The organism is Succinivibrio faecicola, assembly GCF_019448115.1.
In the GTDB taxonomy this organism is placed as follows: domain Bacteria; phylum Pseudomonadota; class Gammaproteobacteria; order Enterobacterales; family Succinivibrionaceae; genus Succinivibrio; species Succinivibrio faecicola.
In genome coordinates this window covers 20115-44293 of sequence record NZ_JAGFNY010000011.1, presented here as the reverse complement: position 1 = coordinate 44293, position 24179 = coordinate 20115, and the positions used below count along the sequence as shown (strand labels likewise).

Sequence of the window (24179 nt, the reverse complement as noted above, 5' to 3'; positions counted from 1 at the left end):
TAATCCTTATTTAATATTTTTTGCACAGTCGATATATTTTTTAAAGTTATTTGTATGACGAATAACAGTTTTCCCGTTTTCATATTCTACCGTTGCTATAGGAATATTATTCTTTTCTCCAAATTCAAGAGCCTTATCTGCACCTAATACCAATAAACCAGTATCAAGAGCATCACTTTCAAATGCTGAATCACTTATTACTGTTACAGACAGTGTATGATGAGATACAGGATAGCCTGTTTTAGGATCTATAGCATGAGAATAGACTGTTCCTGTCTTATCATCCTTAAAGAAATTTCTATAGGATCCAGCTGTTGTTACCGCTTTATCAAGAGCACAGATTGGGAATAAGACTTTTCTTTCAGGAGTAGTCGGATCTTCAACTCCAAGTCTCCATTTAAGCCCTTTTGAATTAACGCCGTAGGAACGGGATGCACCTGCAACGCTAACCATAAAATCTGTATAACCAAGCTCTATGAGCTTTCTGCAAAGGGCATCAGCACCTAGACCTTCACCTACAGTTGCAAGATCAAGTCTTACATTCTCATTATGTTTTACCAAATAACTCTTTTCACTGTCGGTTCTTATTTCAAACTTATCAAGACCTACAAGTTTAAGAGTCTCCTGAATTTCCTCAGAAGTTGGAGCCTGATTTTTCTTCTTATCCTTTCCAAAGCCCCACAGATTTACTAAAGGTCCAACACTAATATCTGTAGCACCGTCTATTCTTCTACCCTGATAGACTGTTTCCTGAATAATCTTTCCAAGCTCTCTTGAAATCTCATATGGCTTTGTATCGTGATATTCGTTAACTTTTGCAAGCTCTGCATTCTTATCAAAGGTCGAAATGATATCGCAGATCCTATTGAAAGTATCATCAGAGAGTTTCTTTAAAGCTTCCTCTCCGCCTTTAAATCCACCTGTAACATTAACTGTATAGAAAGTTCCCATGGTTTTGCCATGAACTACAGTCATCTTATGTTCATTTCTTTTTTCATCATTACAGCCTGTAACAGCAAGAGCTGCTACACAAGATAAGGCAATAGCCGCAATTGAACGCTTTAACATAACTTTATTTAAACCTGTTTGTGAGGAATTTCTGAAGCTTGACATGTTTTAAGAGGTTTCTGATTTTTCTTTCCTGCAAGAGCACATAATTTAGAACATGCAGCACAATTTCCGTCATCTAAAAGAGAGTTTCTTGCATCATCTTCAGATACTAGAGGTTTTCTTTTGATGAACAAGCTCATAGAAAGAGCTAAAACAAAAAGCAGAAATATTAAAAAGCTAGCTAAAAAAACCATATTGAATTATTCTCCTAATCTATCCTATCTTATCACATCTGTATATTTTGCTTAATACATGCTTTTTTGCATTAAGTCACGGTTTAATCTCAACAAATGAAAAAACCTACTATTTGTTAGCTGACAGATAGTAGTTTTCTTATTACCAAATTGTTCCGAAAAGCCCTTGGCTTCAGCCATGGAGAGCTGTCAATTATTTCTACAATTACTTCTTTTTAAGAACAATATTAATGAAGTTTAGATATTTTAACGCACCAGCTTTTATGCTCTTTGCATCGTTTCTTGCATATTCATTATCCATTTTAAGCCAGTCGTCCCAAACCTCCTGATTTGACTGCATTATCCTGATATCCTCTATCTTTGCATGCTTTGATTTTTTCATGATAGATAGGTAGTAATCCATATCATGAATGTAATCTAACTGTTCTAGACTCCAGGATAAAAGAAGCTCCTCTGGTAATTTATCGTGCAGATCCTTATTCATGCCGGTAACACATATATATACAAGACCATCTTTTTTAACAAAAGGCATTAGATGATCATCAAGATAATTGTCTGTTCTACCAAAAATTTCTAATACGGAGCAAATTTCTTTTACAATACGCACTCAAAGGAGATGAAGATGAATCCAATTATTCTTGTAATGGCACTTTTGGTAATTCTGACCTATACAATTGGTCTGAATCTTAAAAAAGAAGATTTTCTGATGCTTATTAAAAAGCCTGTTCCAGTAATTTCAGGTCTATTTGGACAGCTTTTGGTACTGCCACTTACTGCATTTCTTATTGCAAAGGCTTTTAGTCTTGAAGAAGTATTTTTTATAGGACTTGTGTTGATTGCATTATGCCCTGGCGGATCATCTAGCAATATCTTTACCCTTATTGCTAAAGGTGATCTTGCTCTTTCAGTTTCACTTACAGCTCTAAGCTCAGTTATTACACTATTCACTCTTCCTTTCTTTATGGCTCTTTGTTTAAATACTTTCTACCAAGACACAGAGTATTCATCTAACATTGAGTTTCCTCTTAAGAATATTCTTATTCAGAACTTTCTTCTGATGTTTATTCCAATAATTCTCGGAGTCTTTACAAAGATTACATTTAAAAACGGATCAAAAAAACTATCAAGAATTCTTGAAAAGATAGCTTTTCCATCTTTAGTTTTAATTGCAACAATGTTCTTTATAAAGAACGCAAAAACAATTTCTTCACATCTTGATATTATTCTTGTCGCTGTTGTCTGTCTTGTTCTTGCAGCAATTGTTGTTTCATCACTGCTCTCAAGAGCACTTTGCCAGGATTCCAAAACAAGACGCACCATCGTTATTGAGGTAACAATGCAAAATGCCGCACAGGCTATTGCTCTTTGTGTTTCTCCATTTGCATTCAATAATGAAATCATGAGTATACCTGCAATCATCTATGCACTTATCATGAATATTATTCTGCTTGCATATGTTGCACTCATTGTAAGAAAGGATAAGAGAATTCAAAAAAGTGCATAAATTTTGAAACAAATAGATGTTTTTTTGACAAAACAATCTTCATGAATGCTTGCTTAATTTGTGATAAAATTCATAAAAATTTTTTTATGGTTTGTCACAGATAAATAGGACATAGCATGCGTACAAGTCAATTTCTTATCTCTACTTTAAAAGAGGATCCTAAAGAGGCTGCAGTTGAAAGCCATCGTTTAATGCTAAGAGCTGGCATGATCCGCCAGATTGCCTCTGGTGTATATACCTGGTTACCAACAGGTATGAGAGTACTTTCTAAAGTAATTAATATTGTTCGTGAAGAAATGAACAAGACTGGTGCTTTAGAAATTGCAATGCCAATGGTACAGCCTGCTGACCTTTGGAAAGAATCAGGCCGCTATGAGAAGTATGGTCCTGAGCTATGCCGTTTCAAGGACAGAAAGCAAAACGAATTCTGCTTAGGTCCAACCCACGAAGAAGTTGTAACTGATATTGCTCGCAGAGAAGTTAAGTCTGCAAGACAGCTTCCACTATGCCTATACCAGATCCAGAACAAGTTCCGCGATGAAATCCGTCCTCGCTTTGGCGTAATGCGTGGAAGAGAATTTTTAATGAAGGATGCATACTCATTCCATACTGACAAAGAATCTTTAGCAAAGACCTATCAGGATATGTACGATGCATATTCAAGAGTATTCACCCGTATGGGGCTTGAATTCAGACCTGTAGAGGCTGACACAGGTTCTATCGGCGGTAACCACTCTCATGAATTCCAGGCTTTAGCTGAGGCCGGTGAAGATACTATTGCATGGTCTGATGGTTCTAATTATGCAGCTAATATCGAAATGGCTGAAGCTTTAGCTCCTGAATATGACAGAGAGCCTTGTGCTGATGCTTACTCAGAGGTGGCAACTCCTGGCTGTCATACTGTTGATGAGGCAGCAAAAGCTTTAGGTGTTGAATCAGAGAAGGTCTTAAAGAGCCTAATCGTTCATGGCAACAAGAAAGAAGATGGCAAGCATGAGCTTGTTATGATCTGTTTACGTGGCAACCATGAACTTAATGAAGTTAAGGCAATAAAGATTGACGGTATTAACGATCCTCTTGAGATGGCAACAGAAGAAGAGATTGCTGAATTTACCGGTGCTCATACAGGTTCACTTGGTCCTGTTGGTTTCAAAGGCCGTATTCTTGTAGACAGAACTGCAGATAAGATGTCAAATTTTGCCTGCGGTGCTAACAAGACAGGCTTCCACTTGATCAATGTTAACTGGGATCGTGATGTACCTAATTACGAGGTATTCGATCTTAGAAACGTAGAGGAAGGCGATAAGAGCCCAGACGGTAAAGGTACCTTACATTTACGCAAGGGTATTGAAGTAGGTCAGGTATTTATGCTTGGCACTAAGTACTCAGAGGCTATGAAGTGTACTGTAAAGGATGAGAATGGTAAAGACGTTCCAATGATTATGGGATGTTACGGTATCGGTGTTACCCGTGCAATTGCTGCAGTTATCGAACAGCACCATGACGACAGAGGTATCATCTGGCCTGAGTCTATCGCACCTTTCAAGGTTGCTATTATTGCAATTAAGCCATCTAAGTCTCAGATTGTAAAAGATACAGCAGAACAGCTTTACAAGCAGCTTCTACAAGCTGGTGTTGAAGTTATTTATGATGATCGCGATGAGCGTCCTGGTGTTATGTTTGCTGACATGGAACTTATGGGTATTCCTCATATCGTTACAATCGGTGAAAAGAGCCTTAACGACGGCAACATCGAATATAAGCTTAGAAAGACTGGTGAAAAAGAGAATATCCAAGCTTCAAATGCTTTAGATATCATCCTATCTAAGCTGGAGAAATAAAGCATGGCAATGAGCATAGATGAGCTTATAACTATGTCTAAGAATGTAGGGCTTGCAGCTTTAGATGGATGCCCTGCAGATACATATGAAAAAATGACTGCTCTTATTGAGCAGATCATTGCTATTGCCCCATCAATGAAAGACGGATTTATTCATGGCTTAAATGAAGTGATTAAAAATCTTTTAGAAGCTCAGAAAGTTGATGATCTAAACAAGATATACGATTTTGTAACTTATGAAATGGTTTATCTTCTGAACAACTACAGAAAGTAGTTGTCACTACTGTTTAATATCAAACATATTAAGAATAGATAAGGAAGTTCCTTCCTTGTCTTTTTTTATTTATAGATTCTGCACAAAAATAATTTCTCTATTTCATTTCAAAAAGAAAGATTTATAAAATTATTTTTGGTACATTATCTATTGTCGTAATTTTCTGTAATTCAATTTGTTTTTCATTTAAACATAAACGTTTTTTTATACTTGCTCTATAATTTTTACTAGAATTTATAGCCAACCACTAGCTGGATGCTACAAATAGGAACACAATATGGATGTAGTATTTGAAAATAGACCTTCTCTTCCTTTAAAAATAAACATCCTGACATCAAAAAACAGCTGGATGAACCATTTTGATAAAACTTTAAAAGCCAAGCTAGAAAAAAGAGGGCATATCGTTCGTTTAGTTGATTCAAAAACTGAATTAAAAAGTGCAGATATTTCTTTCTTTTTAAGCTGTTTTGAAGTCGTAGGTCAGGAATTTTTAAAAATTAGCGATCATAATATCGTTGTTCATGCCTGTGATTTACCTAATGGTAAGGGGTGGTCACCAGCAAGCTGGCAAATCCTTGAAGGACGAAATCAAATACCTCTAACATTATTTGAAGCCGTAGAAGCCGTAGATGCAGGCATGATCTATCTACAAGATTCCATTAAACTTAACGGTTTGGAACTTCTAAAAGAATGGCAGAACATCCTTGGTGAAAAAATCATAAAGATGTGTCTTTATTTCACTGATAACTATCCTGATATCATAAAAAAAGGTCAGGAACAAAGTGGTGAGGAATCTTTCTATCCTCGTCGTCTTCCTAAAGATAGCGAACTTGATATAAACAAATCGATAGATGAACAGTTCAATTTATTTAGAATCGTAGATAACGATAAGTATCCAGCATTTTTCATCAAGAATGGAAAAAAATACGTTTTAAAAATTTACGAAGAGAGTGCTGATAAATAAATTGAAACCTTTGCCATTGAGGTGAGTGGTGGGGGTTGGCAAAGGCTTCAAATTCTTTTAGATTATTTCAAGCTTTCCGTCTATTGCTCCTGCATTATCTAATGCTTCAAGTACAGACATCAGATCACCTGGTGCAAGTCCAACTTGATTGATAGCTCTTACAAGATCATCAAGTGTTGCACCTGTATCTAACTTAAACATCTTACCTTGCTTTTCTGCTACAGATATCTGTGAATCTGGAACAATTGTTGTCTGACCATTTGAAAAACTGTTTGGCTGAGATACTCTTGGATCTTCTGACACTGTAACAGTAAGACCGCCATGTGTTACAGCAACTGGCTTTAATTTTACATTGCTGCCAATTACAATGGTGCCTGTTCTTGAATTTACAACAATCTTTGCAGCATTTTCTCCCTGTTCAATTTCAAGATTCTCAAGAGTTGCAAGATACTCTACTCTTTTAGCAGGATCACGAGGAGCACTTACTCTTATAGATGCACTGTCCTGAGCTACTGCACAGCCGTTGCCATATAAATCATTGATAGAATCAACTACATTCTTTGCTGTTGTAAAATCAGCTCTGTTTAAATTGAATACAAAGAAATCGGTATCTGCAAAGTTATCAGGAACCTCTCTTTCAATAATCGCACCGTTTGAGATCCTTCCAACTGTTGGTGTATTTACAGTAACCTTTGAACCATCAGCACCTTCAACGCCTAAACCACCAACTACTAAAGAGCCCTGGGCAATTGCATATACATTGCCATCGACACCTCTTAACATTGCCTGGAGAAGGGTACCACCTCTTAATGATGAAGCTTCTCCGATAGCAGAAACTGTTACATCAATTGTCTGTCCTACTTTTGAGAATGCCGGCATTGTTGCATGAATGGCAACTGGTGCAACATCCTTGATTTTTAAGGTAGTATTATCACCAATTTTAATACCGAAATTATTCAGCATTGATCTGAAACTCTGCTCGGTGAATTTTGAATTCTTTTCACCTGTTCCTGACAGACCAACAACAAGACCATAACCTATAAGCTGGTTATCTCGAATTCCACTTATTGAAGCTATGTCCTTTAATCTTGCTGCATTTGTGACAGGAGCAAAGGCAGCTGCCACAAAACACAGTGCCATTACTGACAATAATCTGAAAAACCTCTTCATACCCCACCTCAATTTACTAGAAGAATATATTCAGTGCACTGTTAAACAATCTTGAAATTAAACCACGCTCCTGAGTATCTGCAAAATCTCCAGTTCCACCATACTGAATTCTTGCATTGGCTATTCTCTGTGATGACACTGTATTATCAGAACTGATATCAGAAGGTCTTATAATACCAGTCACACGAACATACTCATTACCGTTGTTCAGCATAAGCCACTTTTCGCCCTGCACCTGAAGGTTACCATTAGAGTATACCTTTACAACACTTACAGAAATTTGACCTGTAAGACTGTTTGACTGATTAGCAGAAGAACTGCCTTTGAACTTTGAGGAATTATCAGTTGATAAAGTCGGTGTCAAATTTTTGTAATGCAGATTCTTACCTGCAAGACTTATACCACCGTAATTGTTTGAGCCAGATTTATCAAGTGATGTTCCTGCACTCTTTTTTGCAGAAGTGCTTTCCTCAAGAACAACTGAAATAATGTCTCCAACTTTATGAGCAGATGTATCTGAATACATTCCGTTATTGAGAGTATATGGATTATAGATACCACCTGTTGGAACCACATTAGCATAGTCCTCTTCAGGTAGAGCAGGAGCATACTTAGGATCATCAGGTTTCTCATTAAATGCGTTGAGAACACAGCCTTGCAGCAGTAAAGCCTGTGATAATGCAACTACCAATAATACCTTTTTCATATTACCCTCCTATCAGACTTATACAGACTGAATTAGTGAACCCATCATGCTGTCAACTGTTGTTAATACCTTAGAGTTCATTTCATAAACTCTCTGAGCCTGAATAAGGTTTACTAGCTCTTCGGTAACCTTTACATTTGATGTTTCAAGCATATTCTGACGGATCTGGCCCATGCCATCCTGACCGCCTATACCCTGCTGAGGAGCACCTGATGCAGTTGTCTCTAAATAGAGGTTATCACCGATTGATTCAAGACCTGATGGATTGATAAAATCAGTTACTGTAATCTGACCGATATCCTGAGATGTATTCTGGTTTGCAACAATAACTGAAACCTGACCATCACGACCAACAGTCATAGATGTTGCATTCTCAGGGATCTGAATCTGTGGTAATAATGGGAAACCTTCACCAGATGTAACCATTATTCCTTCCTCATTCTTTGTAAACTGACCGTTTCTTGTATAGGCAGTAGTTCCATCTGGAAGTTCAATTTCAAAGAAGCCTCGGCCATCAATCATAAGGTCAAATGAGTTATCAGTTGACTCTACGTCACCCTGACCGAATTGTCTTTGAGTTGCAACAACCTTAGAACCGCAACCTACCATTAAACCTTCAGGTAGATAACTGTTAGCTGATGATCTGCCACCTGGCTGATTTACCTTCTGATAAAGTAAATCCTCAAAAATCGCTCTGCTGCGCTTAAAACCTACTGTTGATGCGTTAGCAAGGTTGTTAGATGTTACAGAGATATTAGTCTGCTGTGAATCTAATCCTGTTTTACTAATCCATAATGCCGGTATCATAGTTCACTCCCTGCTACTCGTAGCTCAATAATGTATTCTGTCTTTCATCCATAGTACCAGCTGTTTCCATCATTTTAACCTGAGTTTCGTACTGTCTTTGAATGCGGATTAAGCTGGTAAGTTCTTCTACAGGATTTACATTTGAAGATTCAAGCATGCCGCTTCTAACCTTCACTGTTAAATCCTGATCCATAGCTGAACCGTCTATATTTCTGAATAGACCGTCATAGCCTTTTTCAATTTCTTTATAAACCTCTGGTTTTACTAGTTTGATCCTGCCAAACTGCTCGATAACATTATTATCACCGCCCTGAGGTCTACCTGAGATTACACCATCTGTGCTGATTGCTACGTTTTCTAGCATAGCTGGCAGAAGAATAGGATCACCATCTTCATTTAACACATTAAGACCTGTTGCAGTCTTTAAGTAACCTTCAGTATCCAGTTGGAAACTACCAAATCTTGTATAGGCTTCATTTCCTTCTTTATCATTAACAGCAATAAAGCCTTCACCTTCAACGGCAATATCAAGATCCCTACCTGTAGTTTCAGCAGAACCTGCTTCCATATTCACACCAGGACGTTCTGTCATGGAGAATGCTCTAGTTGGATATGCATTAGCAAAAACTGACATGGCTCTAGCATTTTCAAAATCTGCTTTAAAACCTGTGGTATTTGCATTTGCAAGATTATTGCTTCGAACTGCAAGGCTATGGAAGTTTTCCTTAGCTCCTGACATTGCAACCCACAATAATTTATCCATGATATAAACCCTCAACGAGAATTATTTAACTGAATAAACTTAAGCAAATTGCATGCCAACCAAAATAATCTATTTATTTTTCAAGATCTTATTTTAAGAAGTGATTTTCTAAGGGAGATATAGACAAAAAAATGACTGGAGAGGCAAGCTCCCCAGTTCTTTTTTATTAACTTTCTGCAATCTGCTCTACCTTGCTTAGAGGAATTGAACCTGCACCTACAAGATTTAAAACAGTTTCGCTTGGATTTGAACCTAATGTTACAGAACCAACGTTTGCATAGGCTTTGAATGGAAGATTTACAATCTTGCCACCCTGCTCAGCTGTAATTGAGAAGGTATACATACCGTTAGGAGCCTTTTCACCTGTCTCACGATCAATAACGCCGTCCCAGTTGAAATCAAAGTCACCGTCTGCAACACCGCCACTAAATGAGGCTACAACTGATCCTGATGCATCCTTAATATCAATCTTGATATCTGCTGCACCATCGCCAGCAGAAATCTTAATACCTGCACCGCTTCCATTGAAGTATGCATTCTTAGAATCAATCAGAACACTTCTACCAATCAGGCTAGAGGCTGATAAAGCAGAACTTGAATTGATTGCTGCAATTGCGTTGTCTACATTGCTAGAAATTGCAGATAAATTTTCTACAACTGACAGCTGAGACATTGTTGTAACCATCTGGTTATTGTCAACAGGTGATGATGGATCCTGATTTGCAAGCTGTGTTGTTAATAACTTTAAAAAGTCAGCCTGATCTAGCTTACTGTTAGATTTTAAATCTGTTTGGTTTGCCTGCGAAGCCTGTGAAGCAAGGAGTGAGGAAGATTTACCAATCTTACTGTAATCAAAGTCGCTCATTTTCAACTCCTAATATATACCGGCAATACTTGCCATAAACGCTGTGTCTGATATTACTTATTCAAGTTGTATGCCAAGATCAGAAATAATATGATAATTACTTGAATTTTATTGATTAATTAAATATTAATTGATTTATAACCTTTGTGATTATCATCTGCCATGTGGCAAGCTTTGCCTAGTGGCAAAATGCATCATTAAACAGGCAAGTATCTTTATTATAAACAAATTATATAAAAAAAATGCTGAAGAACTTTCATCCTTCAGCAACCGTGCATTACTTACTAAGTTGTCAGTTTACATATTCTGTGAATTTCCAAGCTGTAGTGTGGCCTGCATCATTTTCTTTGCATTTGCAGCTAACTGTACAGCTGTCTGATAAGAACGGTTAGCACTTATCATATCTGCCATTTCCTCTACAGGATTAACATTTGGTCTGTAAATATAACCATTTTCATCAGCTAAAGGATGGCTTGGATTGTATTCTTTGATAGTTGGAGCATCTGATTCTACAACACCTTTTAAGCTTACACCGACACCGTAAGGTTCTCCTGTAACAGGATCACATACGCCACCGTAATTCTTTTCTGCAAGTAAAGCTTCATCCATTGCTGCAGAGAATAAAGGCCTTCTTGCCTTGTAGGTGGTTTCCACAGATGAACTTACTGATTCAGCATTAGCAAGGTTTGATGCTGTGGCATTCATACGAACAGACTGTGCATTCATTGCAGTTCCTGCAATATCCATGATTCTAAACAAGCCCATTTTCTATTCCCCCACTATACCGATGTTCTTAATGCATTCTTAAGTTTAGCAATTCGACCATTGAGAAAAGTCATAGTTGCCTGGTATTCCATTGTATTGTTAACGTACTTCATTCGCTCGGCATCAACCTCAACAGTATTTCCGTTACCAGTATCAGCCTGATATGGATTTCTGTACTTTAAGGTAAGCTCTGGCTCATCAGTGATGGAGTTTTCATCCATATGCAGTTCACTTGTCTTGACCATCTGTGATGGTTTTGTCATCTGAACCTTTGCAGCCTGTTTGAATGCAATGTCAAAATCTAAATCACGTGCCTTATAACCTGGAGTATCAGCATTAGCAAGATTACCTGCCAATACTTCAGCTCTGTGGTTTCGAATTACCATGGTATGCTGATGCACACCAAAAACCTTATCAAAACCTATAGCCATTTTTTTAATCTCCACTGTCAAAAATGCAACACTATTTACTGTTAATCAGATAGTTGCAACTATCGTGCCATGTGTAGTTTTTAAAATAATTACTATATATTTCAATAAGTAATAATTATAAAATGACAAGAATTCTTTACAGATGCTTTTATAAAAAAAACAGTGCCAATAATAAATACTGACACTGCCATAAGGAGGTTAATCGGCTAAGTTATTATAAAAATGCGTACTTCTGTGGTTTGAGACGATAAATGATACCTGGATTACAACGCATCATTTCATATTTATCACTCACGCCAACTAGTGTTTCTGTTGAACCTAAAATCAGATAACCACCAGGGTTCAGACACATTGTTAATTTTCTTAAAATATCAGCCTTTACTTCATTTGAGAAATAAATAAGAACATTTCTACAGAAAATTACATCAAACTTACCCATAAGAGCATATGAACCAAGAAGATTCATTGGTCTGAACTCAACCATACTCTTTACTCTTGGATCTATCTGCATCATGTTAGGTTTATGACATGGCTTGAAGAACTTTGCTTTTCTCTCTGCAGATAAGCCTCTTGATAGAGCATGTACATCATACTGACCTAATCTGCATGTTGTAAGCATTTCAGGTGATAAGTCTGTACCGATAATCTGAGTCTGTTTAGGATCAACATGAAGCATCTTACCTAACTGCTCTTGCACAATCATTGCAATTGAGTAAGGCTCCTGTCCTGATGAGCAAGCTGCAGACCAGATTCTGACAGGATATTTAGCTCGTTTTGCAAGCTCAGGCAAAATAGTATTCTCAAGAGCTGTATAAGGATATGTATCTCTAAACCATAAGGTTTCATTAGTAGTCATTGCATCAATAACTTCTTCTTGAATCTTATTGTTTGGAGTTTCTTCCATTGCTCTATTGATAAGCTCATCAACTGTCTGAATATTGAATTTAGACAGAAGTGATGACAGTCTACTGTTAACAAGATACTGTTTACCGGCACCAAGAACAATACCTGATTTTTCTTCAATAAAAGCAGCAAAACGACGATACTGAACGTCAGTAACTTCCTGAGAATCCTTGATTAGTGATGTTCTTCCATCAGCATCAGTTCTCATTACAGATGCGGTTTTATTGTTTACTGTTGATAAAGCAGCTTTAGCCTCAGCTAGTTTCTTTGCAATATCGTTATTATCTACAGGTGACTGTGTTGATGAAGCTGCTGTTGTTGCAGTAGATGTATTTGTAGTTGCAGCAGCAGTTGCTGTTCTCGTAAATAAAGATGAAGAAGCTGTTCTTGCAACAGTGCTCTGAGATGTAGCTAATGAACTTATGCTACTTTGCGCTGTTGTTGCAGTTTTTACAAAAGAACTCTGTGCTGTACTTGCAGTGGTTGTGCTAGTAGCAGGTCTTGCGCTAGTAGCTGCAGGTGCTGTTGATACAGTGCCTGTAGCTGTCCTTGCACCACTCAAACCTGATGTTGTAGTTGTACTTGCTGATACTGCAGATCCACTCAATGGTCTGTTTTGCAACGTACTTGCACTAGCAGCGGATGCTGGTGTTTTTGAAGAAGCAGAAGTACTTGCTGATGCTGTGCTTACAGTAGATCTTGATAATGTTGAAGCTGTAGCTGCTGTTTTAGATGAAAACAGGCTAGATCCTGCTGTTACACCAGTTGATACAGCAGGCTTTGCAACAGCATTTAATGTAGAAGTACTTCTTAATGCTGAAGATGAGCTCTGTGCAGTACCACCTAATGTAGTTCGAGCTCCTAAAGAAGAAGATGTCTTAGAAACAGCTGTTTTCTTCTCCTCGCTCGATGTTGAATTTGGTGGTGAAAATCTGTTTTCACTATTATCTGTTAACGCCATAACAACAAAGCCTTAGTAATGTTATTCTTATACTGAGAGATCAGTAATGATCTCTCATTTATAGTTATTTTGAAAAGGTGTGATAGCTATGATTTTTCTAATGCGCTGCTAGCGTCATTCTTATTCATAATCAGATCAGCACCTGATGATCCGGCATTTGTTAGGATAATACCCTTCTTAACAGCCTTTGCAAGCTCTAAAGGATTGAATTTTGGAATAAAATCATTTGCACCGGCCTTACTTACCATACCAAGGTTGAATACACCTGACAGTGAGGTATGAAGAACAATATAGACTGGTTTTAAAACAGGATCCTGTCTCACGGTTGCACAAAGTGTATAACCGTCCATTTCTGGCATTTCAACATCAGAAATTACACAGGCAAACTGCTGGTTGATAGGGCCGTTTGCAGAAGCTTCTTTTAATATATTCAATGCTTCCTTACCATCATTTGCGGTTACTACCTCAAGATTGAGTTTCTCAAGAGAACTGCATACCTGTCTTAGTGCAACCTTTGAGTCATCAGCAACGAGAACTTTAGGCTTATGCTCTTCAACAAGCTTTGAGAACTGCTCGTCATATATCTCATTGAGATCTTGAGTTTCAATCTTACTTGGAGAAATTTCTTCAAGGATCTTCTCAACATCGAGGATTTCAACTAATTCACCGTCAATTTCAGTTACAGCGGTCATGTAGTTGCTGTCGCCTGCTCCTTTTGGTGGTGGCATAATCTTATCCCAGTTCATATTCAGAATTCTCTCAACACTTGAAACTAGGAATGCATGAGTAGAACGATTGTATTCAGCAATAATGATAAAGCACTTTTCAATATCTCTTGATGGTCTTCCACCTATTGCATAAGCAAGATCGATTACAGAAATAGTCTGACCACGAATATGTGCCACACCGATAACGAATTTCTGCAGTTTTGGCATAACTGTCAGATGAGGACAAGGAAGAACTTCCCTTACTTTGAATACGTTAATACCATATCGTTGACGTAGACCTGACAGCTTGAATAGCAGAAGCTCCATACGGTTCTGGCCTACAACCTCAGTCAACTCATTTACAGAATCCATTATACCTATCATATTGTTCACCTTAGCGAGTCATTTTTTATTTTAAATTGGTGGTAACTAACATAAAGAATAATAAGCAAATATAACTTAACCTAAGAAAAAATAAAGAATTTGCTATCATAATCACAGTCAGTTTTTAAATTATGCTATTGATATAGATTATTTTTACGATTTTTTCTTCTGCAAAAAATTACAGCTATATCCTTTTTTTGCCAATAATTGTAAAGATATTGACACGGCTAATTCTTTTAATCGATACTTTGCCATATAATTCTATCGTCAAGAACAATTAGGCCTTTAACAATGTTTAAGAAAAAAATTCTATCAATAATAGCTGTGCTCATATCATCAGTTTTTGCAAACTGCTCTTTTGCAACAACTGAGGAGGCCCTTTTTCTTGAAAATGTAGCCAGGCAGTATATTCTTGCGCAGTTTACAGAAAAGAATGACAACATAAGATATAACATCAAAGTCAGCAAAGTTGACAGAAACAGAGACTTTGGTGGTAAATGCTCAGGATATCTGAGTGCAAAACTGTTAACGCCAGAAATAAAAAAGAACAGTATCGTAAAAATTATCTGCAGAAGAAAAAATAATCCTTACTCCATTCAGATACCTGTCTCTATTATTGTACAAAGAGCAACAATTGTAGCCTCTGATAATATTCCAAAAGGAAGTGCTATCACACAAAGCATGTTAGAAAAGAAATTCGTTAATGAAAATCTTATCCTTAATCAGAGCATTACCGATGCATCCTCAATTATAGGAAGCAAGACTAAAAAGGATATACGTGCTGGTGATTTTTTGAAGATATCCGATCTTTGTCTTGTTGCTAAAGGTGATGTTGTTACTATAAGTGCGCGCTCTCATGGACTTGAGATAAAAGCTTCAGGTATTGCTATGGAAGAAGGTAAACTAAACGAAACAATTGCCGTTAAAAATATAAAGTCAGGAAAAATTATTCGTGCTCTGGTTAGAAGTGCAAATTCTGTAGAAGTTGTTTTCTAAATATAGAAAAAAAATTTTTTTTTAATAATTTTTTCTTATAATTCATAAAATTACGATTTATTTCATAAATTTTAGTAAAAAATTGTTAAAGGATTTATATAATTTGTCGTTAACAAATTAACTGAATAATATTTTATATATTAAAATCTATTAGAGAAATAATTTATTGAGGATAGTATTATGGCAATCGATGTATTAAATGACCGTTCGTTTAACGGTATGAAAGAATCCGTTGCTACAGCCCCAAAAGTGGCAACAAATACTACCAGCGCTCCTGTTGCCCAGGCAAAGCAGTCTGTAAGCGAGATGAGTGCTCGTTCAGCCGATGCAGTTATGCTTACTGACGGAGCTAAGACATTAGCTAAAGCAACACAGAAAGCTCGTGATGCAAGTGGTATTGACGAAGCTAAGGTTGAAAAATTAAAAAATTCCATCAAAGATGGCACCTACAAAATCAATTATGAGTCTGTAGCAAACAAGCTTATAGATGCAGAAGATGAATTAGGCACTATTTTTGGATAATGTACTCTAGCAGGAGTGAGTACATAGAGCAGGATCTTCATTTTGAAGATCCTGTATTTGTTTGTAGAGATTATTTATTAGTCTTATTAAACTTTACTTTCAGCTGCGAGATGACTAGTCCTGAAATTGCAAGAACCATTCCAAGCAGTGTATATTCAGTAATTGTTTCATCAATCAGTAAGACCGCGCTTACTGTTGTTACAACTGGGACAGCATAAATATAAACATTGGTCTTTACAGATCCGATATACTCTATTGCCTTGTTCCAGAGAAGAAAGCTTAAAGATGAAGCTAGAACAGCCAAAAACAGATAATTAACAATATTTACCTCTTTTAAAAGGCAATCAGCCTTCAGCTCATAACCTTCAATCATCATAAGAACTATTGTTTGTAAAACAGCATAAAAGAATGATTTAATTGTAATTACAAGAGTTTTGATATTTCTCTTTTGAACTTTACATACAAAAATATTGTAAAAACCCCATACAATAGAGCATCCAAGAGCTAGCAAATCGCCTAAAGGATTAAGCTCAAGCTTTATAGAGTTAAAGCTAAGACAGGCAATACCAGCCATAGCCAGGATAAAGCCAAAAATAAAATTATTAGTAAGTTTTGCTCCTTTATTGAAGAGTCTGTCAAAAATAGCAACAAATAAAGGAGTTGTTGAGACGATAAGACTTACATTTGAGGCATTTGAATAAATAAGAGCATTATTCTCAAATACAAAGTATATAGTTACACCAAAAAAGCCCGCTAACGCAGAATAGAGTTCTACTCTAAAAGATATAAATTTAAGTGCAAACGGAGATAGAAGCAGAAGACATAATGTTGCTATAACAAATCTGTCAAAAAGGATCTCAACTGGAGTGAAATCTTTTAATAGAACTTTGCAACTTACAAAAGTAAGGCCCCAGAACAAAATTACAATAACTGCAAAACTGTGACCTAAAAACTTATTACGATTCATACTGCCTCCGAAAATAGCAGTATGTGCCAAATAATATGGCAAATCAAGAAAATTTTGCTTACATAATAATGAGTTATGTATGTATATTATATTACTGGCCAGAAACTGACCAGTATCAATAAATTGAGTGTTTTCTATTCAGTGGTCTTTTTTCTTTTTCTAGTTAGTTTTGCACTCCCCTGACCATTTAAATTTGGAGTTATCTCCTCATTGAGATTATTCACACTTGTTTTTTTAAGAACATTCTTCTCGTGACCGAAAATATCATTACACAGTCTCATAACATATTCACACTCAACACAAGGAAGTCTTAGGGCGTAACACATTTTTATTATCCTGTGTATGCTCATCTGCGTCTGTAAACTTGCAATACTTGCGATTTTCAAAAGATTTCTTGAAGAAAACGGTGCTGAAATCTGACGGACACCATTATCAAATCCCTGTTTTACAACCTTTCTAATTTCATTTGAAAATGTTATCAGTTTTGTACAGATGTCATCTGATAGATCAGGGAATGCATTCTTTAAAAGAGCTCTTTCGATACTTTCTTTTGGATAATCCATTTCAATGAATCTCCATCGATCTAAGAAGGCCTGGTTCATCTGACGGGTTCCATTATAAAAACCGGTCATATCACCAAAACCTTTTGTATTTGCTGTTGCGATAACTCTGAACTGCGGATGAGGATGAATTATTTCACCTCCGTTTGCAAGAACAGTCAAACTCTTTCCATCAAGAACATCATTAAGTACAGACAAATCGCCTGCACTCATAAGATCGATCTCATTTAAAATAAGTATTTCACCGTTTATCATAGCTCTGCTCAAAGGTCCGTATTCAAAAATGAGCTCTCCGTTTCTCAAAGTGCTATGACCAATCAGATCTAGTGATTCACATTTGTTTGATAAGGTGATCTGCTCAACTCCCCAGTTAAGTCTTGCAGCAATCTGCAGAATCATTGTTGTTTTTCCACAGCCTGATGGACCTGATATATAAAGACAGTCCTTGTATGGATGAAACAGATATAAAAGAACATCATTTAAAAGATTGAGCTCAAAAACATATGTCGGATCAATTTTTGGAATATGATCACTTATACGACAAGGCTCAATCTGAACATCCTGTTCAATCACTTTTTCATTATTGAAAACATTAGCTAAATTTAAGTTCATAATTTTTTCCATAGGTTATTGTTGTATTTGTGTAGAAATTTTTGATGCAACAATGCTGTTTGAATAAAATTCCTCACCAAGAGAGTCTTTATATCTTGTTGTCCTTATAAAACCTTTAACAAAAACTCTACTTTGAGATTTCTGATATTCAGACAGTTTTTGTATCTGTTCTCTACTATCTTTCGTAAAAAACTTGACTCTATAAACATCAAAACAGCTGCAGCCATCTTTTTCAAAGCAGGTGCTTAAAAGGATATAGATATACCTTTTTGCTTCATGTTTATATTCTGGATATACGATACCTTTTACAGTACCGCTTAAGGTAACCTCATTTATGTCCATTAGGCCTCCATTTTGATGGACTAATTGTAAATGAGGATTTTTTTTAGGCAGGTAGCAAGTGGCGCATTACGCCACTTTTAAAAATTAATTTATGATTTATAAGAAAAAAATATTTTTTAAGCAGAGATTGACAATCTTGATGGACCTTTTGCACTGGCAGATCCCTTGGCATTGTAGGTCATGTTTCTTGTGGTTGCATCTCTAGCCTCCATAAGAACAGCCTTGAGCTTATTTGAAGCTTGCATATTCATTACAATCAGTCTTCCGTTTACTTCATTTCTGAACTTGCATTTTTTAAGCTTATCCTTGAGTATAAGAACATTTGCTGCAAATTCAGTTTTTAATTTATCAACATCAGGATGGAGCTTGATTTTCTGATCGTTTGACTGAAGCTTAAGCATTAGATCAGATTTTGCTGATGATAATTCAGAAAGTCTAGCAACCATTCTGTCTCTAAGAGCTTCATATTCAGACTGAATTACACGAGTTAGCTTGTCTAAAATACTCTCCTGCAGATCAAGATAATACTTTAGAGGCTCAACATCGTTATTTTTTGTAACATTAACCTTATTAAATACAAATTTTCTTGATTCAGTCATATTATTTCTCCTTACAGTGCGCCTCTAATATCATACAGATCATAGATAATCTTAGTATCAAGTTCTAATTCTGTTGCATATGTATCTCCGATTGGATACTGTCTTAGAACTCTTGCACCATGTACATAACCATCTATTGTTGCCTTGAGGCTACTGTTATGCTCTACAGTATTTGAATTTACACTACTGTTTGACTGAAGGTAGATGCCATTAACCTGCTCTGCAAGCTCCCTGTATGCTTCAAGCTTTGAGGCTCTCATAGCCTTAATCTGTTTTAATTCTTTTGTTGCACCTGACTGTCTGGAAATTGACGCATAGCCAGTTGCTCTTAAAACAGGAAATTCAGATGGACGTGACACACCATCATTGTTTATTAAAATGTTACTGTAATTACCTAAAAAACTTGTTGAAGAACAAGATGTTAGACAAATTGCCATAACGCTTATAATAATCAGATTAAGGCTTTTCATAATCTCTCCTAGTCATTCGTACGAGAATACTGACTTTTATCATGCACATCTCGTACCAGCTTTCCAGAATATTTATAAGTTTCTGCAGGATAAATTACAGGAGAATCTCCATTATTTGCGCTACCTAAGAAGGATTTTTCCTTGTTATACATATAGTGCTGATAGTTGCCTGCTGATGTTGCAGGAACCTCTGCACCCTTTGGATAGTATTTAGAATTGAATTCCTTTAAATCAACGCTGTAATAATTATCCTTAAAATCTTTTTCTTTTTGTTTTTCTATTTGCTCTTTTGTTCTTTTATCTACAGTGTAGCTTGCAGAAGAAACAACTGTTCTTTTTGTAACTCTATCTACAATTACACTTTTCTTTCCATTAGGAACTACAAGTGAGCCTGGATCATACAGATATGAGCTAACGCCATAAAGCTGACAGTCCTTTTTTGCAGTTCTGTAACAGTATGGTAGTTTCTCATATGGAATAAAACCTGTGGTTGAACCAACTACAGTCTGAGTCTGCATATTTATGATTCTGCCCAACAGCACAATGCCCTTGTCATTTCTAGTCAGAGTACCCGCAAGAATATGTTTAACCATTGCCTTTCTTGCAACTTTCTTCCAGTCTCTTGAGAATACAAATTCGCCATCTTTGGTAATGGTAATGGCACCTGTCAGTTTGTACTCAAAGACTCCAATACCTCTTCTGTCAAGCTCATGGACAAACATCTCAGCCACAGCTTTTCCAAGATAACCTGAATTCTCATATGTATCAGTATCAACAAATGAGGTGATTGCTACCTTTGGAATAGAATAAGTTGGAGCTGGGGCATTAGGATCGTCACTGTAAACAAGATCTTTTCTAAGATCATTGATTAAAGTTGTATGCAGTGTATCTGCCATAGACGATACGATTTTACTTATTTCCATACCCTGCTGATTGTAGACATTTGAAGCTGTGCTCTGAACATGTACAGAATTATCAGCTTTGCCACTTGGGGCAGGATTTGCCGTACAGCCAACTAACAGCGCAGTTGCTGTTATGGCTAACATATTTAAAATTTTTCTCTCCATCCTGACCTTCTTTTGTCTGTATAATCAAATAAATCGGTTATTTCTGCTTAAAAGTTATTTTTTTAACTTTTTTCGCAATCTTGGTTCAAATTATGCAAGAGTTGTGCCAATGACAAAATACCAACACACAGGTGACATCATGAAAAAAATGACTTTTATCAAATTCGCACTGCCTTTGATTCTAGCCTTTTCATCAGTTCAGGCAAATGCAAAATGGTATTCAGCAACAGGTGAAGGTGAAGACAGAAATGCGGCTGTAAATGATGCAATACGAAATATAATCCTTCAGTCTGGTGCAAGTGTTCATATTGAAGAGTCTTTTAAGAACGGTGTTATGCAAAAAGACAGTTTCTCCATAAAAAGCACATCTCCAATTAAAAGGCTTGTGGTGTTAAATGAACAAACATCTTTTCACAGAGTTACTGTAAATATTAAAGCTTTTATTAATGAGAACCAGGTAAAAAAAGGATGCTCTGTTGCAAATATAAAAAAGACAATGATTCCTGTAGCATTCAAATATTCAGATTCTCAGGCCTATCAGGGAAGCATGGGAATTGAGGGAATTGAAAAAATCATAACAAAGCAGTTTCATGAAAACCTAAGAATGATTAAAACTGTTAATGTAAAAACACCTCTTAATATAAATCTTCCTAAGGATTATTCAAAAGAAGTTGATAATTCATTCGTATTTAAGAATCTGACAAGTATAGCAAGCCGTGAAAATGCTCAGTATGTTCTTATTGGAACTATAAATTCTGTTGCTGTATCAAAGGTTGGAAACAATTTACTTACTAATCTTTTATTCAGTGATACTAGATCACTGAATTTTGACATTGACATTTATGATGCCATAAATGATGAGCTCGTATTCCATCAAAATTATCAGATGGAGGCTGACTGGCCTTATGCTCAGTCAGACTATATTGATATAAAGGGAAATAACTTCAAGAGCACAGCCTATGGTCAGAGAATGTATGGTCTTTTAAAGGATGCAGCAAAGGATATCAGTTATGAAATACAGTGTGCACCTGTCAGTGCCAAGGTAATTGATATAGATGGCGATGATATTATTATTAACATAGGTAAGAATAACGGTATTACAAAGAATACTGAATTTACTGTTGTTCAAAGAACATCTGTTCAGACTACAACAGGAAAAGAATATGAAAGTTATGAAGATGCAGCAGGAACATACAAAGCAGTATCAATTTATCCTAATGCATCAAAGTTAAAGCCAGCTGATCTTCAGAACAATGTTCTAAATATAAACATCAATGATGTAGTAACCGTTCAGTAGTTTTTTTATGTTGTATCAAAATATTTTACTGTTATAATGTTTGCCGTGCGGCCCCATAGTTAAATGGATATAATAAGCCCCTCCTAAGGGCTAGTTGCAGGTTCGATTCCTACTGGGGCTGCCATCTAAATCATAAGATCACTCTTTATCTGCATAGTCACTAACTTTATCTTATCAATAATTGATGGCAATGCATCTTTTGAGAATTTTCTTGTAGTTCCTATCGTTGAAATCGCGCCTATTAGATGATTGTCAAAATCAAGAATTGGAGCACTGACACTTCTAATATCAAGATTCTCTTCACCATTATCAAAGGCATAACCTCTGTTATGAATAACTGCAAGCTCCTTTCTTAAGGCCTCAGGAGTTGCAATAGAATTGGCTGTAGCTCTTGAATAATCAAGAGAGTTTATAATCTGTTCACGCCTTGAACTTGATGAATAGGCAAGAAGACATTTTCCAAGTGCTGAATGAAGTAAGGAAACTTCAGATCCCACTCTTGAATTAATTCTAACAGATGAATTTGGTGATGAAATATTCAAAGAACAGTAAGCTTTGTCATCATCCATAATTCCAAAATTGACAGCTATACAGTCAATAGATGATATGAGTCTGTCAAGGTAAGGGGAAATAAGCTCGTTTAAATCTAATGATGCTGAAGCTGAGTTTCCAAGAGAAACGAGTTTCATCCAAAGCTGGATTGATTTATCGGAATTCTGCCTGATAAGTCTCAATTTAATCATATCATCAACTAATACATATACTGAGCTTCTTGGCAAATCTGTATAGGAAATCAGATCAGATATAGTACAGCGACGGTGTTTTTGGAGTGTTTCAAGAATAATCAGTGCTTTTTGAAGGGCAGGAACTCTCATTTTTCAGCTTCTATATATCTGTTTAATATTAACTATCTGTCTACTATTTTAGACAGATAGTTAAAAAATTCAATTAAATGAAATTAGATTATGAAGGAATTATCATGCCAAGTTCGCGCATCTTGGCAATCTTGTATCTTAATGTTCTTGGGGAAATGCCAAGTCTTTGAGCTACATCCGTTCTTGAACCTCTGCATTCAATTAAAGCATCAAGAATAATCTGATATTCTTGCTGTTTGAGCTCCCCACCAAGATCAGATGGTATCTTCTGGTTTCTAACAGGATCGTCAATGCTTTCACAATCTTGTGAATCGTCATTTTCCTGAAGTACATTGATGGATGGTGAAACAAATCCATCATCAGCTCCCGACTGATATATATCATCAAGAGCGTTCTCATCAAGAATAATGCAACTGTCATCAACAATGCCATTAGAAGCTAGAATTAAGGCTCTTTGCATTACATTATCAAGTTCACGAACATTTCCTGGCCATGAATATGAAAGCAGCTTGGTTCTTGCCTTATCATTGAGTTTTGGTATTGCAAGTGATGATTCTTTAGCATGCTTTGATAAAAGATACTCTGCAATAGGCTCGATATCCAATGGTCGCTTACACAAAGGTAACCATCTTAGAGGAAATACATTAAGTCTATAATATAAATCCTCTCTGAATTTCTTCTCTGCAACAGCCTGTTTTAAATCTCTGTTTGATGTAGCAATAACACGAACATCAAGAGCAATTGTTTTTCTAGAGCCTAATCTTTCAACTTCCTTTTCCTGTAAAACACGAAGAAGTTTTGCCTGTAGCCCTAGATCCATCTCAGTTATTTCATCTAGTAATATTGTACCGCCCTGAGCCTGTTCAAATTTACCTGGACAGGCCTGAACTGCACCTGTAAATGCACCTTTTTCATATCCGAATAAGGTCGCCTCAAGCATAGAATCTGGAATTGCTGCACAGTTGATTGCTACAAAAGGCCCCTGAGATCTTGGAGAATTGTCATGAACATATCGTGATAAAACTTCCTTACCAGATCCTGAAGGACCTGTAATCATAACTGTTGCATCTGTTGATGCTACCTTTGCAGCCATAGAGAGCAACTCTTTTGTTGCAGGATCAGCAAAAACTGGTTGTCCTTTTATCTGCTTGCTTACAGGAACATATCTTGAAACCTGATTTAATAGAACCTCTGGAGCAAATGGTTTTGCAAGATAATCAATAGCACCTTCTCGCATTGCTCTTACAGCGCCATTGATATTTGCATATGCTGTCATTAAAAGTACAGGAAGATTTGCGTACTTTTCATGAATTGTATTGAGTAAAGTATGGCCATCCATTCCACCCATCTGGATATCAGATATAACCATATCAACTTTCTGTTTAGATAGGATATCTAAAGCCTGTTCACCACCATCAGCCTCAAGGCATACATAACCTGTAAGCATTAGTGTATCGACAATCGCTTCTCTTAACTGGCTGTCATCATCAACGATTAGAATCTGGCTATTACTCATTTGATATC

At 36.4% G+C, this 24179-nt stretch carries 28 protein-coding genes and 1 tRNA gene; 9 read left to right on the top strand and 20 right to left on the bottom strand.

The genetic code is table 11. The features are described 5' to 3' along the window. Positions 1-6: 6 nt before the first annotated feature. The 3 genes from J5V48_RS04660 to J5V48_RS04650 form a co-directional block, all read right to left on the bottom strand. Positions 7-1068, bottom strand: a complete 1062-nt coding sequence (locus J5V48_RS04660) for an FAD:protein FMN transferase (protein ID WP_219937400.1) — start codon at positions 1066-1068, stop codon at positions 7-9. A gap of 8 nt (positions 1069-1076) precedes the next feature. Beyond that, positions 1077-1250, bottom strand: a complete 174-nt coding sequence (locus J5V48_RS04655; protein WP_219937399.1) for a hypothetical protein — start codon at positions 1248-1250, stop codon at positions 1077-1079. A 259-nt stretch (positions 1251-1509) separates the two neighbouring features. Then, positions 1510-1836, bottom strand: a complete 327-nt coding sequence (locus J5V48_RS04650) for a hypothetical protein (RefSeq protein WP_219937398.1) — start codon at positions 1834-1836, stop codon at positions 1510-1512. A gap of 90 nt (positions 1837-1926) precedes the next feature. Here J5V48_RS04650 and J5V48_RS04645 point away from each other — a divergent pair, with 90 nt between their 5' ends. The 4 genes from J5V48_RS04645 (at position 1927) to J5V48_RS04630 (ending at position 5886) form a co-directional block, all read left to right on the top strand. After that, positions 1927-2808 (top strand): bile acid:sodium symporter family protein, encoded by an 882-nt coding sequence (locus J5V48_RS04645; RefSeq protein WP_219937397.1) that lies wholly within the window; start codon positions 1927-1929, stop codon positions 2806-2808. Between the two features lie 116 nt (positions 2809-2924). After that, a complete protein-coding gene (locus J5V48_RS04640; protein WP_219937396.1) occupies positions 2925-4649 on the top strand; it encodes a proline--tRNA ligase in 1725 nt (574 codons plus the stop codon). Positions 4650-4652: 3 nt separating this feature from the next. Further along, the gene (locus tag J5V48_RS04635) at positions 4653-4922 is read left to right on the top strand and encodes a hypothetical protein (protein WP_219937395.1); all 270 of its coding nucleotides are present in this window, start codon (positions 4653-4655) and stop codon (positions 4920-4922) included. Between the two features lie 277 nt (positions 4923-5199). Continuing rightward, positions 5200-5886: a formyltransferase family protein gene (locus tag J5V48_RS04630; protein WP_219937394.1), complete on the top strand. Its 687-nt coding sequence runs from the start codon at positions 5200-5202 to the stop codon at positions 5884-5886. 57 nt (positions 5887-5943) lie between these two features. Here J5V48_RS04630 and J5V48_RS04625 read toward each other — a convergent pair whose 3' ends face one another. From J5V48_RS04625 to J5V48_RS04590, 8 genes are all read right to left on the bottom strand, one after another. Then, positions 5944-7026: a flagellar basal body P-ring protein FlgI gene (locus J5V48_RS04625; RefSeq protein WP_255557719.1), complete on the bottom strand. Its 1083-nt coding sequence runs from the start codon at positions 7024-7026 to the stop codon at positions 5944-5946. 46 nt (positions 7027-7072) lie between these two features. Further along, positions 7073-7762, bottom strand: a complete 690-nt coding sequence (locus J5V48_RS04620) for a flagellar basal body L-ring protein FlgH (RefSeq protein WP_219937392.1) — start codon at positions 7760-7762, stop codon at positions 7073-7075. An 18-nt stretch (positions 7763-7780) separates the two neighbouring features. Continuing rightward, entirely contained in the window at positions 7781-8569 is a 789-nt protein-coding gene (gene flgG, locus J5V48_RS04615; protein WP_219937391.1) for a flagellar basal-body rod protein FlgG, read from the bottom strand. A gap of 13 nt (positions 8570-8582) precedes the next feature. Further along, positions 8583-9332, bottom strand: a complete 750-nt coding sequence (gene flgF, locus J5V48_RS04610; RefSeq protein ID WP_219937390.1) for a flagellar basal-body rod protein FlgF — start codon at positions 9330-9332, stop codon at positions 8583-8585. 166 nt (positions 9333-9498) lie between these two features. Further along, positions 9499-10197 (bottom strand): flagellar hook assembly protein FlgD, encoded by a 699-nt coding sequence (locus J5V48_RS04605; RefSeq protein WP_219937389.1) that lies wholly within the window; start codon positions 10195-10197, stop codon positions 9499-9501. Between the two features lie 297 nt (positions 10198-10494). Further along, positions 10495-10962 carry a flagellar basal body rod protein FlgC gene (flgC, locus tag J5V48_RS04600; RefSeq protein ID WP_219937388.1) on the bottom strand — a complete coding sequence of 156 codons (468 nt, stop codon included), beginning with the start codon at positions 10960-10962 and terminating at the stop codon, positions 10495-10497. A gap of 14 nt (positions 10963-10976) precedes the next feature. Continuing rightward, on the bottom strand, positions 10977-11393 hold the full coding sequence (gene flgB, locus J5V48_RS04595; protein WP_219937387.1) for a flagellar basal body rod protein FlgB: 417 nt from the start codon (positions 11391-11393) through the stop codon (positions 10977-10979). A gap of 214 nt (positions 11394-11607) precedes the next feature. After that, a complete protein-coding gene (locus tag J5V48_RS04590) occupies positions 11608-12858 on the bottom strand; it encodes a CheR family methyltransferase (RefSeq protein ID WP_255557718.1) in 1251 nt (416 codons plus the stop codon). On the opposite strand from J5V48_RS04590, the gene J5V48_RS04585 reads away from it, so the two are divergent. Beyond that, positions 12830-13273 (top strand): hypothetical protein, encoded by a 444-nt coding sequence (locus tag J5V48_RS04585; protein WP_219937386.1) that lies wholly within the window; start codon positions 12830-12832, stop codon positions 13271-13273. The two genes, J5V48_RS04590 and J5V48_RS04585, sit on opposite strands and share 29 nt — an antisense overlap. A gap of 70 nt (positions 13274-13343) precedes the next feature. Here J5V48_RS04585 and J5V48_RS04580 read toward each other — a convergent pair whose 3' ends face one another. Further along, the gene (locus tag J5V48_RS04580) at positions 13344-14348 is read right to left on the bottom strand and encodes a chemotaxis protein (protein WP_219937385.1); all 1005 of its coding nucleotides are present in this window, start codon (positions 14346-14348) and stop codon (positions 13344-13346) included. A 291-nt stretch (positions 14349-14639) separates the two neighbouring features. On the opposite strand from J5V48_RS04580, the gene flgA reads away from it, so the two are divergent. Next, positions 14640-15344 carry a flagellar basal body P-ring formation chaperone FlgA gene (gene flgA / locus J5V48_RS04575; protein WP_219937384.1) on the top strand — a complete coding sequence of 235 codons (705 nt, stop codon included), beginning with the start codon at positions 14640-14642 and terminating at the stop codon, positions 15342-15344. Positions 15345-15524: 180 nt separating this feature from the next. Beyond that, complete coding sequence (gene flgM, locus J5V48_RS04570) at positions 15525-15866, top strand: flagellar biosynthesis anti-sigma factor FlgM (RefSeq protein WP_219937383.1); 342 nt, start codon at positions 15525-15527, stop codon at positions 15864-15866. 70 nt (positions 15867-15936) lie between these two features. On the opposite strand, the gene J5V48_RS04565 is transcribed toward flgM, so the two are convergent. The 6 genes from J5V48_RS04565 to J5V48_RS04540 form a co-directional block, all read right to left on the bottom strand. After that, positions 15937-16833, bottom strand: coding sequence for a DMT family transporter (locus tag J5V48_RS04565; protein WP_219937382.1), 897 nt, complete (start codon positions 16831-16833; stop codon positions 15937-15939). A gap of 134 nt (positions 16834-16967) precedes the next feature. Further along, on the bottom strand, positions 16968-18005 hold the full coding sequence (locus J5V48_RS04560) for an AAA family ATPase (RefSeq protein WP_219937381.1): 1038 nt from the start codon (positions 18003-18005) through the stop codon (positions 16968-16970). A gap of 15 nt (positions 18006-18020) precedes the next feature. Further along, on the bottom strand, positions 18021-18347 hold the full coding sequence (locus J5V48_RS04555) for a single-stranded DNA-binding protein (RefSeq protein WP_219937380.1): 327 nt from the start codon (positions 18345-18347) through the stop codon (positions 18021-18023). A gap of 116 nt (positions 18348-18463) precedes the next feature. Further along, complete coding sequence (locus J5V48_RS04550; protein WP_219937379.1) at positions 18464-18946, bottom strand: flagella synthesis protein FlgN; 483 nt, start codon at positions 18944-18946, stop codon at positions 18464-18466. Between the two features lie 11 nt (positions 18947-18957). Further along, entirely contained in the window at positions 18958-19416 is a 459-nt protein-coding gene (locus J5V48_RS04545; protein WP_219937378.1) for an LPP20 family lipoprotein, read from the bottom strand. Between the two features lie 8 nt (positions 19417-19424). Then, positions 19425-20462 (bottom strand): FlgO family outer membrane protein, encoded by a 1038-nt coding sequence (locus J5V48_RS04540; protein WP_219937377.1) that lies wholly within the window; start codon positions 20460-20462, stop codon positions 19425-19427. 160 nt (positions 20463-20622) lie between these two features. On the opposite strand from J5V48_RS04540, the gene J5V48_RS04535 reads away from it, so the two are divergent. Further along, complete coding sequence (locus J5V48_RS04535; protein WP_219937376.1) at positions 20623-21780, top strand: flagella assembly protein FlgT middle domain-containing protein; 1158 nt, start codon at positions 20623-20625, stop codon at positions 21778-21780. 49 nt (positions 21781-21829) lie between these two features. Beyond that, a tRNA-Arg gene (locus J5V48_RS04530) sits at positions 21830-21904 on the top strand. A gap of 1 nt (position 21905) precedes the next feature. On the opposite strand, the gene J5V48_RS04525 is transcribed toward J5V48_RS04530, so the two are convergent. Both J5V48_RS04525 and J5V48_RS04520 read right to left on the bottom strand, forming a co-directional pair. After that, a complete protein-coding gene (locus J5V48_RS04525) occupies positions 21906-22655 on the bottom strand; it encodes an IclR family transcriptional regulator (protein WP_219937375.1) in 750 nt (249 codons plus the stop codon). Positions 22656-22743: 88 nt separating this feature from the next. Then, entirely contained in the window at positions 22744-24171 is a 1428-nt protein-coding gene (locus J5V48_RS04520; protein ID WP_219937374.1) for a sigma-54-dependent transcriptional regulator, read from the bottom strand. Between the last annotated feature and the right edge of the window lie 8 nt (positions 24172-24179).

Coding starts and splice junctions, on each gene's coding strand:
- J5V48_RS04660 (WP_219937400.1), bottom strand. CDS start 1,068: ATGTTAAAGCGTTCAATTGCGGCTATTGCCTTATCTTGTGTAGCAGCT.
- J5V48_RS04655 (WP_219937399.1), bottom strand. CDS start 1,250: ATGAGCTTGTTCATCAAAAGAAAACCTCTAGTATCTGAAGATGATGCA.
- J5V48_RS04650 (WP_219937398.1), bottom strand. CDS start 1,836: ATGCCTTTTGTTAAAAAAGATGGTCTTGTATATATATGTGTTACCGGC.
- J5V48_RS04645 (WP_219937397.1), top strand. CDS start 1,927: ATGAATCCAATTATTCTTGTAATGGCACTTTTGGTAATTCTGACCTAT.
- J5V48_RS04640 (WP_219937396.1), top strand. CDS start 2,925: ATGCGTACAAGTCAATTTCTTATCTCTACTTTAAAAGAGGATCCTAAA.
- J5V48_RS04635 (WP_219937395.1), top strand. CDS start 4,653: ATGGCAATGAGCATAGATGAGCTTATAACTATGTCTAAGAATGTAGGG.
- J5V48_RS04630 (WP_219937394.1), top strand. CDS start 5,200: ATGGATGTAGTATTTGAAAATAGACCTTCTCTTCCTTTAAAAATAAAC.
- J5V48_RS04625 (WP_255557719.1), bottom strand. CDS start 7,026: ATGGCACTGTGTTTTGTGGCAGCTGCCTTTGCTCCTGTCACAAATGCA.
- J5V48_RS04620 (WP_219937392.1), bottom strand. CDS start 7,762: ATGAAAAAGGTATTATTGGTAGTTGCATTATCACAGGCTTTACTGCTG.
- flgG (WP_219937391.1), bottom strand. CDS start 8,569: ATGATACCGGCATTATGGATTAGTAAAACAGGATTAGATTCACAGCAG.
- flgF (WP_219937390.1), bottom strand. CDS start 9,332: ATGGATAAATTATTGTGGGTTGCAATGTCAGGAGCTAAGGAAAACTTC.
- J5V48_RS04605 (WP_219937389.1), bottom strand. CDS start 10,197: ATGAGCGACTTTGATTACAGTAAGATTGGTAAATCTTCCTCACTCCTT.
- flgC (WP_219937388.1), bottom strand. CDS start 10,962: ATGGGCTTGTTTAGAATCATGGATATTGCAGGAACTGCAATGAATGCA.
- flgB (WP_219937387.1), bottom strand. CDS start 11,393: ATGGCTATAGGTTTTGATAAGGTTTTTGGTGTGCATCAGCATACCATG.
- J5V48_RS04580 (WP_219937385.1), bottom strand. CDS start 14,348: ATGATAGGTATAATGGATTCTGTAAATGAGTTGACTGAGGTTGTAGGC.
- flgA (WP_219937384.1), top strand. CDS start 14,640: ATGTTTAAGAAAAAAATTCTATCAATAATAGCTGTGCTCATATCATCA.
- flgM (WP_219937383.1), top strand. CDS start 15,525: ATGGCAATCGATGTATTAAATGACCGTTCGTTTAACGGTATGAAAGAA.
- J5V48_RS04565 (WP_219937382.1), bottom strand. CDS start 16,833: ATGAATCGTAATAAGTTTTTAGGTCACAGTTTTGCAGTTATTGTAATT.
- J5V48_RS04560 (WP_219937381.1), bottom strand. CDS start 18,005: ATGAACTTAAATTTAGCTAATGTTTTCAATAATGAAAAAGTGATTGAA.
- J5V48_RS04555 (WP_219937380.1), bottom strand. CDS start 18,347: ATGGACATAAATGAGGTTACCTTAAGCGGTACTGTAAAAGGTATCGTA.
- J5V48_RS04550 (WP_219937379.1), bottom strand. CDS start 18,946: ATGACTGAATCAAGAAAATTTGTATTTAATAAGGTTAATGTTACAAAA.
- J5V48_RS04545 (WP_219937378.1), bottom strand. CDS start 19,416: ATGAAAAGCCTTAATCTGATTATTATAAGCGTTATGGCAATTTGTCTA.
- J5V48_RS04540 (WP_219937377.1), bottom strand. CDS start 20,462: ATGTTAGCCATAACAGCAACTGCGCTGTTAGTTGGCTGTACGGCAAAT.
- J5V48_RS04535 (WP_219937376.1), top strand. CDS start 20,623: ATGAAAAAAATGACTTTTATCAAATTCGCACTGCCTTTGATTCTAGCC.
- J5V48_RS04525 (WP_219937375.1), bottom strand. CDS start 22,655: ATGAGAGTTCCTGCCCTTCAAAAAGCACTGATTATTCTTGAAACACTC.
- J5V48_RS04520 (WP_219937374.1), bottom strand. CDS start 24,171: ATGAGTAATAGCCAGATTCTAATCGTTGATGATGACAGCCAGTTAAGA.